Source organism: Paenibacillus sp. FSL K6-1318 (assembly GCF_037976905.1).
GTDB classification, from domain to species: Bacteria; Bacillota; Bacilli; order Paenibacillales; family Paenibacillaceae; genus Paenibacillus; species Paenibacillus amylolyticus_A.
Window position 1 is genome coordinate 2,308,494 of record NZ_CP150270.1, and the last position, 15,791, is coordinate 2,324,284.

General features: G+C 47.2%; 9 protein-coding genes. 8 read left to right on the forward strand and 1 reads right to left on the reverse strand.

Annotation, left to right across the window (positions count from 1 at the left end; genetic code table 11):
• Nucleotides 1-44: 44 nt before the first annotated feature.
• The 4 genes from NYE45_RS10340 (at nucleotide 45) to NYE45_RS10355 (ending at nucleotide 6,612) form a co-directional block, all read left to right on the forward strand.
• Entirely contained in the window at nucleotides 45-506 is a 462-nt protein-coding gene (locus NYE45_RS10340) for a pyridoxamine 5'-phosphate oxidase family protein (protein WP_340016585.1), read from the forward strand.
• Nucleotides 507-750: 244 nt separating this feature from the next.
• Entirely contained in the window at nucleotides 751-3,126 is a 2,376-nt protein-coding gene (gene helD / locus NYE45_RS10345; RefSeq protein ID WP_340016586.1) for an RNA polymerase recycling motor HelD, read from the forward strand.
• 311 nt (nucleotides 3,127-3,437) lie between these two features.
• Nucleotides 3,438-5,297 (forward strand): adenine deaminase C-terminal domain-containing protein, encoded by a 1,860-nt coding sequence (locus NYE45_RS10350; protein ID WP_340016587.1) that lies wholly within the window; start codon nucleotides 3,438-3,440, stop codon nucleotides 5,295-5,297.
• A gap of 394 nt (nucleotides 5,298-5,691) precedes the next feature.
• A complete protein-coding gene (locus NYE45_RS10355; protein WP_340016588.1) occupies nucleotides 5,692-6,612 on the forward strand; it encodes a hypothetical protein in 921 nt (306 codons plus the stop codon).
• A gap of 175 nt (nucleotides 6,613-6,787) precedes the next feature.
• Here NYE45_RS10355 and NYE45_RS10360 read toward each other — a convergent pair whose 3' ends face one another.
• A complete protein-coding gene (locus NYE45_RS10360; protein ID WP_340016589.1) occupies nucleotides 6,788-7,708 on the reverse strand; it encodes an AraC family transcriptional regulator in 921 nt (306 codons plus the stop codon).
• Nucleotides 7,709-7,880: 172 nt separating this feature from the next.
• On the opposite strand from NYE45_RS10360, the gene yicI reads away from it, so the two are divergent.
• The 4 genes from yicI to NYE45_RS10380 all read left to right on the forward strand — a co-directional run bounded on the left by yicI (nucleotide 7,881) and on the right by NYE45_RS10380 (nucleotide 15,703).
• Nucleotides 7,881-10,199 carry an alpha-xylosidase gene (gene yicI, locus NYE45_RS10365; protein ID WP_062833717.1) on the forward strand — a complete coding sequence of 773 codons (2,319 nt, stop codon included), beginning with the start codon at nucleotides 7,881-7,883 and terminating at the stop codon, nucleotides 10,197-10,199.
• A 74-nt stretch (nucleotides 10,200-10,273) separates the two neighbouring features.
• Complete coding sequence (locus NYE45_RS10370; protein WP_340016590.1) at nucleotides 10,274-11,284, forward strand: aminoglycoside phosphotransferase family protein; 1,011 nt, start codon at nucleotides 10,274-10,276, stop codon at nucleotides 11,282-11,284.
• Between the two features lie 19 nt (nucleotides 11,285-11,303).
• Nucleotides 11,304-14,243, forward strand: coding sequence for a glycoside hydrolase family 3 C-terminal domain-containing protein (locus NYE45_RS10375; protein WP_340016591.1), 2,940 nt, complete (start codon nucleotides 11,304-11,306; stop codon nucleotides 14,241-14,243).
• Nucleotides 14,244-14,401: 158 nt separating this feature from the next.
• Nucleotides 14,402-15,703, forward strand: a complete 1,302-nt coding sequence (locus NYE45_RS10380; RefSeq protein WP_340016592.1) for an MFS transporter — start codon at nucleotides 14,402-14,404, stop codon at nucleotides 15,701-15,703.
• The last annotated feature ends 88 nt before the right edge of the window (nucleotides 15,704-15,791 follow it).

Consider the following 15,791-nt stretch of genomic DNA (forward strand, 5'->3'; position numbering starts at 1 on the left):
GCTGAATGGCATGAATGAATTTTAACGAATTGAGGGATAGACACATGATTATAGAGGAATTGGACGCTGAACTAATAGAATGGTTGAGTGGCACAAATCTCGAGCATAAGCAGCATGAAGCCATGCAATTGCTGACCGTAGCTGAGGATCAGTGGCCGCATCAGGCAATGATCAGTATGGGCGAAGTCATTGCGATAAGTCCGCATCGACTTAGACTGGCTCTGTGGCAAGGTACACAAACCAGTATGAACATGAGCAAAACAGGCAAGGCTACCTTGATTGCGGTTCAAGGACATCGATTGCTGCATATCCGTATAGAAGTGGAACTGCTGCCTGAGATGAAGGGGGCTATGCATCCTAGAGATCGTTTTGAAGCCAAAGTGCTTCATGTACGTGTAGATCACGCACCCTATGCGGAGATCACTTCAGGAATAACCTTTCAATTAAAAGATGAACTTGGAGCGATTACCCGCTGGAAAGAGACAATTGAAGAATTACGAAAGTAAACATGAGTTGCTAAGTCAGTTGAGGACCCGGTGATTGGGTAATAATGAAGAAGAAAACAACAAAAAACGCCTCCGCTTGCATCGGGACGTTGTCACTGGTAGAATAAAAAATGGTTTTCAGAAAATTAGAACTAATTAACATAAAATTAAAATGTTTACTTTCTAATAATTATACCATTGCCTTTTCGGGCTTGTCAAATGGGATTTTGAGGACACAATCCGGGGAAAGAGGGGCTATTAACATATGAGTACAGAGCAGCAGTGGAGTGAGGAACAACAACGGGTCAACACGGTGACCGATCAGATTGAGCGCAAGATCACGACGTTAGAAGAAGAAGTAGGTTCCTTCCGGGACGAAGTGGTTGGCATGAGAAAAGACTTCTGGGACGAAGTCACAATGAACTTTAGCGAAGCAGACGATGTTGGTGAAACTTCAACCAGCATGCGGCAACAGTCACAGGTATTGTCCGATCGGGAGCGTAGCCATCTGAATACAGCGGCTGCGTTGGACAAAATGAAACGACTGCATCATTCACCGTATTTTGGCCGGATTGATTTTAAAGAAGATGGATATCCAAATGCAGAACGTATTTATCTGGGCATTGCATCGTTGCTGGATGAAAAAGAAGAATCCTTTCTGGTCTACGACTGGCGTGCGCCAATCTCCAACCTGTATTATGACGGGGCACCGGGCCCGATCACGTATCATACGCCCAGTGGGGAGATTAGCGGTGATATCGAGATGAAGCGGCAGTTCGTCATTCGGGACGGACGGATCCGCTTTATGTTCGACACGGGGGTTACGATTGGCGATGAGTTGTTGCAGGCCGTGCTCAGTCGAACTTCGGATGCACAGATGAAGAGTATTGTAGCGACCATTCAGAAGGAGCAGAACCGGATTATCCGCAATGACCGAACACGCATGCTCATTGTGCAAGGCGCAGCCGGCAGTGGCAAAACATCCGCAGCGCTCCAGCGTGTCGCCTATCTTCTCTATAAATATCGCGAGCATCTGCAAGCGGATCAGATGGTTCTTTTTTCGCCGAATCCAATGTTCAATAGTTATGTCTCCACGGTACTGCCTGAGCTTGGGGAGGAAAACATGTTGCAAACGACCTTCCAGGAGTATCTGGAGCGCCGTTTGGGTCGTGAATATCAACTGGAAGATCCGTTTATTCAGCTCGAATATGTACTTACGGGCACGGAAGAACCCGATTATGAAGTTCGCATGTCCAGCATTCGCTTCAAGTCGTCCGAAACTTTCCTGAAAGTCATTACACGTTATAAGGAAAGCATGTTGTCAGGTGGCATGAAATTCAAGCCGGTTCGCTTCCAGGGCCGAGCGATTGTCACGTCAGAGGCTATGGCTGAGAAATTCTATAGTTTCGAGTCGTCCGTGAAGCTGGTGAGTCGACTGGAGATGTTACGGGACTGGATGCTGAAAGAACTGTCTGCCTTTGGTAAAGGTGAATTGGATGCGCCTTGGGTTGATCAGCAGCTTGATCTTATGGAGCCGGAGGATCTGCAACGTGCATATCAACGGTTGAAGCGCAAGCAAAAAGGAAAGACCCATACATTTAATGACTTCGAGCAGGAAAGAGAAATTCTGGCACGTATGGTGGTCAGTGACCGACTTAAACCGCTGCGCAAATGGATCAAGTCATTGCGATTCGTTGATGTACGACAGTTATATGCGCATCTGTTCAATGATGAGGCTCAGATGGTCCGTTTGCTGGGGGATGAAGCCTTGCCTGCCCAATGGGAAGAAATCTGTAAAATGACTTTACGCAGATTGAAGCTTCAGGAGTTGGCCTATGAGGATATTACGCCGTACTTGTACCTGCGTGAGCTTATGCTTGGATTCCATATTAACTCCAACATTCGTCATGTCATTATTGATGAGGCACAGGATTATTCTGCGTTTCAGCTGGCCTTTATGAAGAGATTGTTCCCACGGGCGAAAATAACAGCACTCGGTGACTTCAATCAGGCAATCTACGCCCATTCTTCCGTGCTTAGTGGAACAGGCCCCTTGACTAATCTGTACGGACCAGACAATACGGAAGTGATTGAGCTGACCAGGAGTTATCGATCTACACGGGAGATCGTGGAGTTTACCCGTGGTATGGTACCTGGCGGGGAAGAGATTATTCCATTTAACCGTAGCGGCGAGAAGCCTAAAGTTATCGTTTCTTCTGATTGGGAGCGTCATATGAATGTCATCACGACAGACCTGAAGCATTTGATTGAGGAAGGGTACGAATCAGTTGCAGTTATCTGCAAGACCGCCGAAGAGAGCAGAGATGTACATGCTGCATTGAGCAAGGCACTGCCCACAGCACCGAAGTTAATCAAGAAAACGACGCTGGCTTTTGAGCAGGGTGTTCATGTCATCCCGGCGTATTTGGCTAAAGGTGTGGAGTTCGATGCTGTCCTGATCTATGACGGCTCTGCAGAGCAGTATGCCCAGGAGCATGAACGCAAGTTGTTCTACACGGCCTGTACGCGAGCAATGCATCTGCTGCACGTTTACTGCGTGGGCACACCAAGTCCGTTCATTACCGCACAGTCTGAAGAATGGTATGATCTTGGCAAAGTGTCTGCTGCGCAAGTGGACTGACATAGCACGTTCATATGCATGAAGAAGGCTTCCGTTCACTGGAACGGGAGTCTTTCTGTATATGGTACATAGATTGGGAAGAAGCTAGCTTAGCGAGGAAGCATACGAGATGAGGTTCCAGCCAGGTATAGTTGATCGGATTGAACAAAAAACTTGACGTGAATTCGTAAGGATTGGTTCCGTGGATAAATATGACTTCATAATTTGTATTGCGGCACAATGGATGTGATTTTTCTTTACACATGAGGTCCAGACTCATATAATCGTAACAATATATTTTTTTTGGATCGTTTATTAAAGGAGGCAACCATATGAATAAATCATCTTTTGAACGGCCGCTTATGGCCGATTGTGTATCGGATCTGGTCGCTACAGCCCGGGGAGATTTGCCAGCGACTTTGGTCATTCGGGGAGGTACGCTGGTGAACGTGATATCGGGTGAGATTTTGCCTGAGATGTCCATAGCTGTACAGGGAGCTCGAATCGCTTATGTTGGCAAAGATGTAAGTCACACCATTGGAGAACATACCCGAATTATCGAAGCAAACGGCAAGTATATCGCTCCTGGTTTGCTGGATGGGCACTGCCATATTGAAAGTACACAAATGAAAGTAACCGAGTTTGCGAGAGCAGTATTGCCTTCAGGCACGACCGGAGGTTTTTTCGACCCACATGAGATCTCCAACGTGCTCGGTCTCAAAGGTCTGAGACTGATGCTGGACGAAGCACGAACCACACCGATGGCTGCTTATATGCAGGTGGCTTCTTGTGTGCCTTCCACCCATCCGGGACTGGAGACAACGGGTGCCTATATAGGGCCTGAAGAGGTGGCTGAGGCTCTTTCCTGGGGTCCGGACATGATTGGCCTTGGGGAAGTGATGAACTTCCCAGGGGTCGTCTATGGGGACGAGACAATGATCGGTGAGATACAGGCGACTCTGCGGGCAGGCAAAGTGGCAGACGGTCACTTTACCTGGGCTGCAGATGACTGGCGTCTGCCAGCTTACGCAGCTAGTGGCGTAACAGGGGATCATGAATGTGTGACCAAGGAAGATGTTGTCGAACGTCTGCGACTCGGGATGTACGCAAAGATGCGCCAAGGTTCGGCATGGCATGATGTGGCCGAGACGATCAAAGCCTGTACCGAGCTTGGACTGGATACACGTCGGATGATGCTGGTGACTGATGACCGAAGCTCCGAATCGCTGCTCAAAGAAGGACATATGGACTTTGTTGTTCGTCTGGCGATCTCCCAAGGCGTGAAGCCGGTCACGGCTTTCCAAATGGCTACCATTAACACGGCTGAGCGCTTCGGGGTTGCGCGCGACATCGGTGCGGTTATTCCGGGCAATATAGCTGATATTATTCTGCTGGACGGCCGTCTGGCGGAAGTACGTGTGGGGATGACGATTGCTGCCGGGCAAGTTGTGGCCGAGAATGGGAAAATGACGGCGGTCTGGGACAGCTTCACGTATCCTGAGGAAGCACTGAACACGGTGAAGTTGGAAGCTAATATTCAGCCAGAGGATCTGGAGCTGGCTACACCCATCACAGAGGGTACGATTGGTGCCAAAATCATTCATGTGACAGAGAACCATGTGGATACGAAGGAGAAACACCTGCCTGTTACAGTGCATAACGGCAAGGTTGTGGTTTCAACTTCAGGGGAAGTATGCAAAATCGCGGTATTGGAACGTCACAAACAAACCGGTAATCGCGCGGTTGCGCTGGTTGGAGGCATTGGCTTCACATCGCCTGCGGCGATTGCGATGACGGTTGCTCATGACAGTCACAACCTGTTAATTATCGGTAATGATGATGCTTTGATGGCCGAAGCCGGTAATCGTGTCATTCGCATGCAAGGTGGGGTAGCCGTGGTAACAGCTACAGGTGTAACTGAATTCCCGCTGCGGATTGCAGGTTTGATGTCAACCGAGTCTTTCGAAGTGGTTGCAGCCCAATCAGCCGCAGTCAGTGAAGCCTTACAGTCCGCAGGATGTACGTTGAATAATGCATTCATGACACTTTCCTTGTTGGCGCTGGTTGTGATTCCAGAATTGCGTTTGTCTGACAAGGGGCTTGTGCGGATCTCTGCAGAAGGCATTGAACTGGTGTCCCTTTTCGATGAAGTGGTGGACGGTACACCGGTAACTCCATCAGGTAATGAATGAACGGAAATGTCTATTAGAGCAAGAGCATCATTAAGTTAAAATACATGCAAAGCCGCCTTAGGGCGGTTTTTTTTGTGCATTTCTGGAGAAAACGCTTTCTAGGTCTTCTGGAGCTTGGTGCACATATGGCAATAATGACTGAAGTCATGAAGAAAGTAGGGTGAATTTAGAAAATAGCGAATAATTGTGACTTTAGAACTATACATACAGAACTACGAATTCCCGAAATATAGTTATATGATGCTTTCGTCGTAAGTCTTAGAGATGATATTGCATATAGAAGCAATCCAAATTCGTCGTACTTAAATAAGTCTCCATAAAATGAATATGAAACGACACAATTTCATCCGGATTTGCACGTCAGAGCTGATAACTTCAGAGGGAGTGTACAAATATGAAAAGCAAAAGGGGTTACCGTTTTATCTTATTACTCAGTTGTTTGATCCTGTGTGCGAGTACAGCCTATACTTCGAAAGCCGTTGCCATTGGTTCTGTGGATAGTTATGAAACGATTCATGGAAACCTTGATGTGCCGGTAAGAGCGACGTGGGTGTGGGACACGACCCAGATTCGAAGCAATCCTCAAGAGGTGCTGAATTTTGCGACAACGAACAAGATTAATACGATCTATCTGCAGATGAACCGGGATGTGAAAATTCCTGATTATAAAAGTTTTATCCGTCAGGCGAGAGCCAAGAATATTGCGGTTGACGTAATGGATGGAAGATCAGCCTGGGGGCTGACGGAAAGTCGGGAACAGATTGCTTCTTTCTTAGACTGGATCGAGGCATATCAAGCAGAGGCTCTGTCTAATGAGAAATTTGCTGGTATTCATCTGGATATTGAGCCACATGTGCATCCGCAATGGAAAATCAATCAGGCTAGTGTGATTACGCAGTGGCAAGGCAATGTGGAATACATTGTAGGGCGAGCATCACGGATGAAGATGCCGGTAGCCGCTGATCTGCCTTTCTGGCTGGATAACTACAAAATTCCGGGTTCAACGATGGCTGTTAGCAGCTGGATGATCCGCAAATTTGACTCCATCACCATCATGGCTTACCGCGATACAGCTGCTGCAATCTATAGTGTAGCGAAGGATGAGCTTGCGGAAGCGGCTCTGCTGGGCAAGACGATCTCCATAGCTGTGGAAACGAAGCAAAGTAAGGAAGGTGACTTCATTACTTTTTATGAAGAGGGATCTGCTTATATGGAAGCACAATTGAAGTTGGTCGAAAAAATGGCTTCAGCACATGCGTCCTTTAATGGGTTCTCCGTACATGAATACACTTCATGGAAGACGTTGAAAAAGTGAGAAACTGTTAAACTTCAAAGTGTATCTCTGATAGCAGCCAATGAGACGAGTTCTAACTGAGCCAATGTGGCCCAGATCAGAGCGTTAGCTCACTCGTTCGCAGGAAAGTTGATAAAGAAAATAAAGAAGGTGCTTGCAGCTGATGAGCTGTGAGCACCTTCTTTATCTTCTTCTTCTAAACCTGAACCAGGGCAGACTCCATGGCTACGTTCTCATAGAACATTTTGCGATACTGTGAAGGTGTTGTGGCTTTATGTTTTTTAAACGTAGTGATGAAGTAACTTAGATGCTCAAAACCCACATCCATGGCGATATCGACAATTTTGTGATCTGTATTCTCCAGCTGAACGCAGGCCTGTTGAACACGGTAATAGTTAATGTAATCTACAGGGGTTTTCTGCACCATCTGTTTGAAGAAACGGCAGAAGTGTCCTTCACTCATATTGGCCTCATCGGCCAGCTCTTTCAGCTTCAATGGTTCGGGATAACGCTTGTGGATATAGCCGAGCACGGATTTCAGCCGCTCTACCTTGTCATGACTCCCTGTAGCCACAGTGCCTTTGAGCGGAGCAGGTCTCATATGTTCGAACATTCGGGCAAATACAAGATACAGGTAAGCTTTCGTTGACATTTCACACGTTTCTGTTCCAGCAGCATGGTCCGCAAATATGCGTTTCAGGTGATCGAGAATTTCTTGTCCCCAATCCTTATCTGCCTTGATATGAAAAGGGGGAATCACCGTTTTGCGTACCAGTGGACCGATAAATTTCTCTTGGACCGTATCGAAGGTGCGACTGCCGAGCAGCTCCGGATTAAACACTATGGAAGAGAATACACAGGGTACATCGCCCTTCAGATAGCCCGCATGAATTTCACCTCGATTGATGAAAATGGCTTCTCCAGCTTGAACCTCAACGGTGTTCATATCAATCTGAAAGACGGCACAGCCTTCGGTTACCATGGTGAACTCCATCTCATCATGCCAATGGCAATCGAGAATGCTGTCTCCATTGAGTTGCTGGATATCCGGGTACACACTGACTGGATACATGGCATTGCCGTGAATTCGGTCTTCCCGTAATCGTTCACGTTCCATATCAACGCCTCCTTTTACCGCATTATTAATGTAATCGTTTCCAAAGTTTGGTGTTGATGTTCAAGAATCGGATGGATATTATCAAAATCGTGATATATTTGGTCAAAATAAGAGAAGAAATTCATTATTAATATCAATATTATTATAGTATAACCGAAGGGGGAAAGAAAACATGAAATTTACTGATGGATTCTGGATGACTCGTGAAGGGTACCAAATTCAAAACCCGACTGACATTCGTGATATTGTGCAAAAAGATAATTCTTTGACCGTATATGCGGCAACTAAATATATTCGCACCAAAGGCGACACGTTGAACGGTACATTGCTTAAAGCAACATACAGCTCACCTATGCCTAACGTTATTCGTGTAACCTTGAATCACCATAAGGGCGGAGTGAAAAAAGGGCCTGTATTTGAGCTTAACACGCAAGATGCAAACGTTGACATCTCGAAAAATGAACAAGGTGCTGTTTTGAAAAGCGGCAACCTGGAAGTTCAAATCGACAAAACAAACGGTTGGGACGTCAGCTTCCTGTATGAAGGAAAGCGCATTACAGGTAGCGGTCAAAGAGCGGCTGGTTATATTACAGGTCCGAGCAAGGAAGCGTACTTCCGCGAACAGCTGGATCTTGGTATTGGTGAATACGTTTACGGACTTGGTGAGCGCTTCACGCCGTTTGTTAAGAATGGCCAAATCGTAGATACCTGGAATGAGGACGGCGGTACAAGCAGTGAGCAGTCCTATAAGAACATTCCGTTCTATTTGTCCAATAAAGGATATGGTGTATTTGTAAACCATCCTGAACGCGTATCGTATGAGATTGCATCTGAGAATGTATCTAAAGTGCAGTTCAGCGTAGAAGGCGAGACGTTGGAATACTTCATTATCGGTGGCGACAATCCAAAGGATGTACTTGATAATTATACGAAATTGACAGGTAAACCAGCGCTTCCACCAGCATGGACATTTGGTCTGTGGCTGACAACATCATTCACAACGGATTATGATGAAGCAACGGTTAACCATTTCGTAGATGGTATGGCTGAACGTGATCTTCCGCTGTCTGTATTCCATTTTGACTGCTTCTGGATGAAGGAATACCAATGGTCTGATTTTGTATGGGATGAAGCGATGTTCCCGGATCCGGAAGGCATGCTTGCACGTCTGAAAGAAAAGGGTCTTAAAATCTGTGCTTGGATCAATCCATATATTGCAGAAAAATCCTACTTGTTCGATGAAGGTATGGAGAACGGTTATCTGGTGAAAACAGCGGATGGCAGCGTATGGCAATGGGATATGTGGCAAGCAGGTATGGCTCTGGTTGACTTCACGAATCCGGATGCTGTGAATTGGTATAAGAGTAAGTTGGAAGTTCTGCTTGATCAAGGTGTAGATTCCTTCAAGACAGACTTCGGCGAAAGAATTCCGACAGATGTCGTGTACTTCGATGGCTCTGATCCGGTTAAAATGCACAACTATTATACACAGCTCTATAACAAAGCTGTATTTGAATTGCTCGAAGAGAAAATTGGCAAAAACGAAGCTGCCCTGTTTGCACGTTCTGCAACAGCAGGTGGTCAACAGTTCCCGGTTCACTGGGGCGGAGACTGTTCTTCGACGTATGAATCCATGGCTGAATCACTTCGAGGCGGCCTCTCGCTCGGACTTTCCGGTTTCGGATTCTGGAGCCATGATATCAGTGGTTTTGAAAGCACAGCGAGCCCTGACGTATACAAACGTTGGGTACAATTCGGATTGTTATCTTCTCACAGCCGCCTGCACGGAAGTACGTCGTATCGTGTGCCTTGGCTGTTTGACGAGGAATCCGTGGATGTTGTCCGTGACTTTACGAAACTCAAAATCAGCCTGATGCCGTACCTGTATAATTCTGCGGTGGAGTCGACCGTAAAAGGTATTCCGATGATGCGCGCTATGCTACTGGACTTCCCAGAGGACCCAACAACATACAGCCTGGATACGCAATACATGTTCGGTGATTCGATTCTGGTGGCTCCAATCTTCAACAAGGAAGGCGATGTGCGTTACTACCTGCCTGAAGGAACTTGGACGAACTATCTGACAGGAGCGAAAGTACAAGGTGGACGCTGGATCAGTGAAAACCATGACTTCAAAACACTGCCAATGATGGTTAAGCCAAACAGCCTGATCGCTGTCGGTGCTGTAGATAGCAAACCGGATTATGACTTTGCCAATGATGTGTCCCTGCACTTGTTCGAACTGGCTGACGGTCAAACGGCTCAAGCTGTCGTTGTGAACCAAGCTGCTGAACAGGAGCTGACTGTAAACGTTACACGTAATGGATCAGTGCTGGAAGTTCGTGCTGAAGGCGCAGGCAAACCATGGAACATCGTGCTTCGCGGCATTGAGAGTGTCTCGAGTGTTGAAGGTGGTTCCCAAGTGTCTGGTGCAAATGGTGTTGTCGTTACGGCAGCAACAGGCGCAACCTCGCTTACAATCCAACTGTAAAATGATATAGTAGAAGAAAGGACGGTGCCGCAAGGTGCCGTCTGTTTGTCTACGATGATAGGAGATTGAATGAAATGAGTACAACAAATTCCGGTTTGCACTGCACGATATCATCAGAGGTGCTACATCATCTTGTAGAGATTAATTTTGGAAGCGATACCAAAGTGAAAAAGTTTGGTCTTCTGCAAGGTGGACTTTTTAATACAACCTATCGAATTCAGCTTGAAAACGCATCAGTTACGGATGTAATTTTACGTCTGGCTCCAGAGCGGGGAGAGATGGCGGCCGGTTCTGCGAGTGATCCGCTTTTTTCGTTCGAACGCACGATGATGGCGGCTGAACCGAACGTGTATGAATATTACCGCAAGGCAGGCATCCCTGCACCAAACATGATTACCTGCGATGACAGTGGATCAATTATTCCGAGAACCTACATGTTTATGGAGTTTATCCCTAGTAAACAGCTGGACCATATATCGATTTCGGAGACAGATAAAGAGCGATTGTACCATCAGCTTGGCGCCTATACCGCCACCATGCATCAGATCGAGGGTGCATCGTTTGGATGGCCGCAGGGGGATGGGACGATTAAAGGCTCGGATCAATGGTCCGAGGTGCTGCACTCTTTTGCAGAAGAAACCGCACTTAAAGCAGCATTAGCCGAGTATATGCCAGGTGTCGGGGAAGAAATCACAGCTATCTTCATCAAAAATAAAGACTTATTCGATCAGGTGACCCGTCCGGTACTCGTTCATAATGACCTGTGGGAAGCCAACGTACTTGTTCATGTGGAAAACGGTGAGCTAAATATTGCGGCCATCATCGACGGAGATCGTTCCATGTTTGCCGACAGAGAGTTTGAAGCCATATTGTCAACAGAATCGATGGCTTTTCATGAAGGATATCATCGTGCACTCGATCCATCTGCTGAAGGACAGGCACGCAGGCTTGCGTACCGAATACTGTCATCGTATTTCAATGCTTACGTTCATGAACATCAGGTCAATCAACCCGAAGATGGTCAGAAGTATCGCCAGCGTACACTGGATTTACTGGATCAATGGAAGCAACTTGAACACAACTAATTTGTAGGAGGAATGAAGGATGAAGGAGTATCATCAATACCCGATGTGGGACGCGTCACTTTCACTTGAGGAACGGTTGGATGATCTGATTACACGATTGACAACGGAGGAGAAAATTCGACTAATTCCTACGCGCGAAGCAGCTGTACCAAGACTTGGCATTCCAGCCTACAATGTTGGGGGCGAAGCTGCCCACGGGGTGGCGTGGAAAGGGGAGGCAACGGTGTTTCCGCAACCTCTCGGTCTATCAAGTACCTGGAATACGCGGCTCATGCGGGAGATTGGTTCCGTTATTGGCGATGAAGCAAGGGCATACCATCACCGTGATCCTGAGGTTCACGGGTTAACATTATGGGCACCTACAGTTGACCTAGAACGTGATCCACGCTGGGGCAGAACGGAAGAGGGATACGGGGAAGATCCGGTCCTCACGGGAGAGATGTCGGCAGCACTCGTCAAAGGCATGCAGGGAAATGATCCTTTTTATCTGAAAATGGTCGCTACATTGAAACACTTTTTTGCCAATAATAATGAGAAAGATCGGCTGAATTGTTCATCCAGCATCGATCCGCGCAACTTGCGTGAATATTATTTAAAAGCATTTGAGACACCATTCGTGGAAGGCGGAGCCTTGTCCATGATGACAGCTTACAATTCCATTAATGGTACACCTGCCATTGAAAGTCCATATGTGAATGATGTGGTTAAGGGTGAGTGGTCGATGCCTGGTTTTATTGTGTGTGATGGTGGGGACCTGTCTCAGACGGTCGATTATCACGGTTACCATACCAGCCATGCCGAGTCGGCAGCAGGTGCGTTGAAGGCAGGGGTGGACTGTCTCACAGATGAAGTTGATCTTGTCGTATCTGCTCTGGAGGAAGCTCTTGGCCGGGATCTGTTGGAGGTAGCTGATCTGGACCGAGCGATCCGCAACATCTTCGGTGTCCGGATGCGACTTGGACAACTGGATCAGTCGGGACGTAACCCTTATGCCTCCATACCTGAGTCGGTATTATGTGCACCAGAACATGCTAAACTCAGTTATCGTGCTGCTGCCGAATCAATTGTTTTGCTAAAAAATGATGGCTTGCTTCCTTTGCAACCAGAAGCATTGCAGAAGATCAGTGTCATTGGACCACTTGCGGATGTTGTCTATACCGATTGGTACAGTGGCACACTGCCTTATCGTGTATCCATCCTCGATGGATTGCGCAATCGGCTACCTGAAGCAGACGTGACTTATGCCGATGGGAATGACCGTATTAGTCTGAAGACATCAGACGGACAGGTTATAACCCTCGGTGCCGAAGGCACACTCGCTGCTGTACCAGAGAGTAGTGCACCTGCAGCCCAGTTCGTACATCAGGATTGGGGCTGGGGAAGTCATACGCTGAGAAGTGTGAACAATAATCGATATGTAAGTTTAACCGAGCAAGGCATCTATCAGGCGAACGCACCAGAAATCGGTGGCTGGTTCGTGAAGGAAGTTGTACAATTCGATCCCCAAACGGACGGGAGCAACACCTTGCGGACATGGAATAGTATTCCCGTTGGACTAAGCGAATATCAGGGACGTTCTGTTTTAATACCAATACCACCGCAGACAGAACAAGCGACCGGTACAACTCTGGATGATAACGGTGACTCTGGACGCACAAGTCAATTACCAAGCAACATATCCGAATTTGCGACCTTCGAGATCGACATCGTGACACACGGAATAGAACAGGCCGTAGAAGCAGCACGCCATAGCCAGGCATCTGTCGTTGTTGTGGGCAATAGTCCATATATCAACGGCAAAGAAGAAATTGACCGCCCAAGTCTGCTGCTTCCGCCAGATCAGGTGGAGCTTGTCAAAGCTGTATGTGAGGCCAATCCTAATACGGTGGTTGTCATTATGGGCAGTTATCCATTTGCCTTGCAGGAGTTGAAAGATATTGCCCGGGCAATCGTGTATATGACACATGCAGGTCAGGAATTGGGGAATGCGCTTTCGGATGTGCTGTTAGGTCATTATGCCCCGGCAGGGAGATTGAACATGACATGGTATGAAGATGAATCCCAGCTCCCTGACATGATGGACTATGACATCATTCAGAATGATATGACCTATATGTATCATGATGGACCGGTACAATATGCATTTGGTCATGGTCTGACCTATTCGGAATTCGAATACGAGGCGATTCGTGTAAGTCGTGATACTACGGCGGAAGCCACCACTGATCAATTGAAGATTGAAGTAGAGGTATACAATAAGGGTAAACGTGACAGTGATGAAGTCGTTCAGATCTATGGATCTGCACATACCTCACGTGTGAAACGTGCTCAGAAGCAATTGCTTGCTTTCCGTCGTGTTCATGTCAAAGCAGGGGCGCGTATTACGGTACGTTTCGAGGTTCCTGTTCAGAAGCTGGCGCTATGGGATGTTACCCGAGATCGATACTGCCTGGAGACAGCGACCTGGGCCATCCTTGCAGGGCGTTCTTCCGCAGATATACGCCAGTCGGCTGATATTGAGATTGAAGGTGAGACGATTCCTGATCGTCCGCTGCACTTGCTTACCTTTGCCGAGAATTATGATGCTTGTGCAGGTGTTCTGTTGGATGAATGTTTGGAAGGACGTTCGGCAGTTCGGGCAATCACTCGGGAAGAACCCTTATATCGAGATGGTCAGTCATCTTGGATCTCTTTCAACCATAATGCTGTTCAGGAACTGCACGGATTTGAAGCCAGAGTTGCAGCCTTTGGGGAAGCGGGGATACTGGAGATTCGTTCTGGAGGACTGGAGGGCGATCTGCTTGGTGTGTGTGACGTTTCCGGACCTGGAGGCAGTGTGAATGGGAAAGATATCAAGTGGACAACAATTCAGTGTTCGCTTGAGGCTCCACATAAAGTGAATGAACTGTATATTATTTTCAAAGGTGGAGCAGCGTTACGGCACTTTAGGTTGTTGTAGTTGTAAATATTGAACCAAAGGAGCTGTCTTGCACGAATACGTGCAGGGCAGCTTTTTTGTGTGAACAAGCGGTAACATCCAGCATGTCCTGCATAATCAACCTCCGAAACAACCACAATAATGCTGTTGTGTGTAGAACCTGTAAAGGTGGTTGTGGTATGAACGATAAAAAGTGGGACCTCGTCGCACTTGCTTCCATCCCTTTAATTATGACTTTGGGTAACTCCATGCTTATACCGATCCTGCCACAGATTGAACGTGAATTGAAGGTATCTGCATTCAAGGTCAGCATGCTCATTACAGTCTACGCTGTAGTTGCCATCCTGCTTATACCTCTCGCAGGTTATTTGTCGGATCGTTTTGGCAGAAAAGCAGTGATTATTCCCAGCCTCGTCATTGCAGCCGTCGGAGGTGCTGTGGCTGGCGTGGCAGCATGGATGCTCAATGGAAATGTAGCCTACTGGACCATTCTGGGTGGCAGGTTATTGCAAGGAATTGGCGCAGCAGGTGCGTTCCCTATTGTCATTCCATTGGTTGGGGACATGTTCAATGATGAGAATGAGGTGAGTAAAAGCCTGGGAATCATCGAGACCTCCAATACATTTGGTAAAGTAATAAGTCCAATTCTGGGTGCAGCGCTGGCTGTCTGGTTGTGGTATGCACCATTTATGGCTATTCCTGTATTATGTGTGCTTTCGTTGATTCTGGTTATTTTCCTGGTGAAAACACCCCGAAAAAAAGAAAAGCCTCCCACCTTTCCTGAATTTGTGGCTTCCATTCGTGACGTACTGAAAGAAAAGGGACGCTGGTTGTATGCGTTGTTTGCAATCGGTGGTATTTGCATGTTTGTCATCTTTGGTGTGTTATATTACCTGTCCGAGACACTCGAGAGCGAATTCGCCTTGAAAGGTGTTCTCAAAGGACTTGTCCTTGCGATTCCGCTGGCAGCGCTATGTCTGTCTTCATTCCTGGCAGGGAAGTGGATTGGCAAAAACAAAACACGAATGAAATGGCTTGGCTTCACAGGGCTTGCGCTTCTGACGGTATCCCTTGGCGTTATAGGTTTATTCGATAATATCTATGTTGTAGTGGGTCTATTCACATTGGGAAGTGCCGGAATAGGCGCAACGTTGCCGTGTCTGGATGCCTTGATTACAGAGGGCGTGGACAAAAAACAACGGGGTACGATCACAGCTCTGTTCAGCAGCATGCGCTTCATTGGCGTATCTCTTGGTCCACCGGTAGTGTCTTTGCTGATCGGATCTCATCATTTTCTGCTTTTTGGTGTGCTCGCCGCGTCCGGCGCAGTGGGCGGGTTGCTCACATTGTTCGCAGTTAAGCCGGATCACGGCGACCAACCTACTTCAGGAAGCGAGCCAAAACAGGATGAAACACATATGGATATGATCGAGACGAGTAGAGGGTATGGTCCAATCGGTCGCAAAAAAAGCCCATTCTAGATAGATGGTTGCTGATAAGTCACGTTCATTCCAGTGGTACCTTAAGGTTAAACACCCAAATCTGTTGATAAAAAAACGCGTTTACGCC

Bases quoted from the DNA above. Each gene is read 5' to 3' on its own strand.
- NYE45_RS10340 (WP_340016585.1), top strand. From the start codon at position 45: ATGATTATAGAGGAATTGGACGCTGAACTAATAGAATGGTTGAGTGGC.
- NYE45_RS10360 (WP_340016589.1), bottom strand. From the start codon at position 7,708: ATGGAACGTGAACGATTACGGGAAGACCGAATTCACGGCAATGCCATG.
- NYE45_RS10350 (WP_340016587.1), top strand. From the start codon at position 3,438: ATGAATAAATCATCTTTTGAACGGCCGCTTATGGCCGATTGTGTATCG.
- helD (WP_340016586.1), top strand. From the start codon at position 751: ATGAGTACAGAGCAGCAGTGGAGTGAGGAACAACAACGGGTCAACACG.
- NYE45_RS10380 (WP_340016592.1), top strand. From the start codon at position 14,402: ATGAACGATAAAAAGTGGGACCTCGTCGCACTTGCTTCCATCCCTTTA.
- NYE45_RS10355 (WP_340016588.1), top strand. From the start codon at position 5,692: ATGAAAAGCAAAAGGGGTTACCGTTTTATCTTATTACTCAGTTGTTTG.
- yicI (WP_062833717.1), top strand. From the start codon at position 7,881: ATGAAATTTACTGATGGATTCTGGATGACTCGTGAAGGGTACCAAATT.
- NYE45_RS10375 (WP_340016591.1), top strand. From the start codon at position 11,304: ATGAAGGAGTATCATCAATACCCGATGTGGGACGCGTCACTTTCACTT.
- NYE45_RS10370 (WP_340016590.1), top strand. From the start codon at position 10,274: ATGAGTACAACAAATTCCGGTTTGCACTGCACGATATCATCAGAGGTG.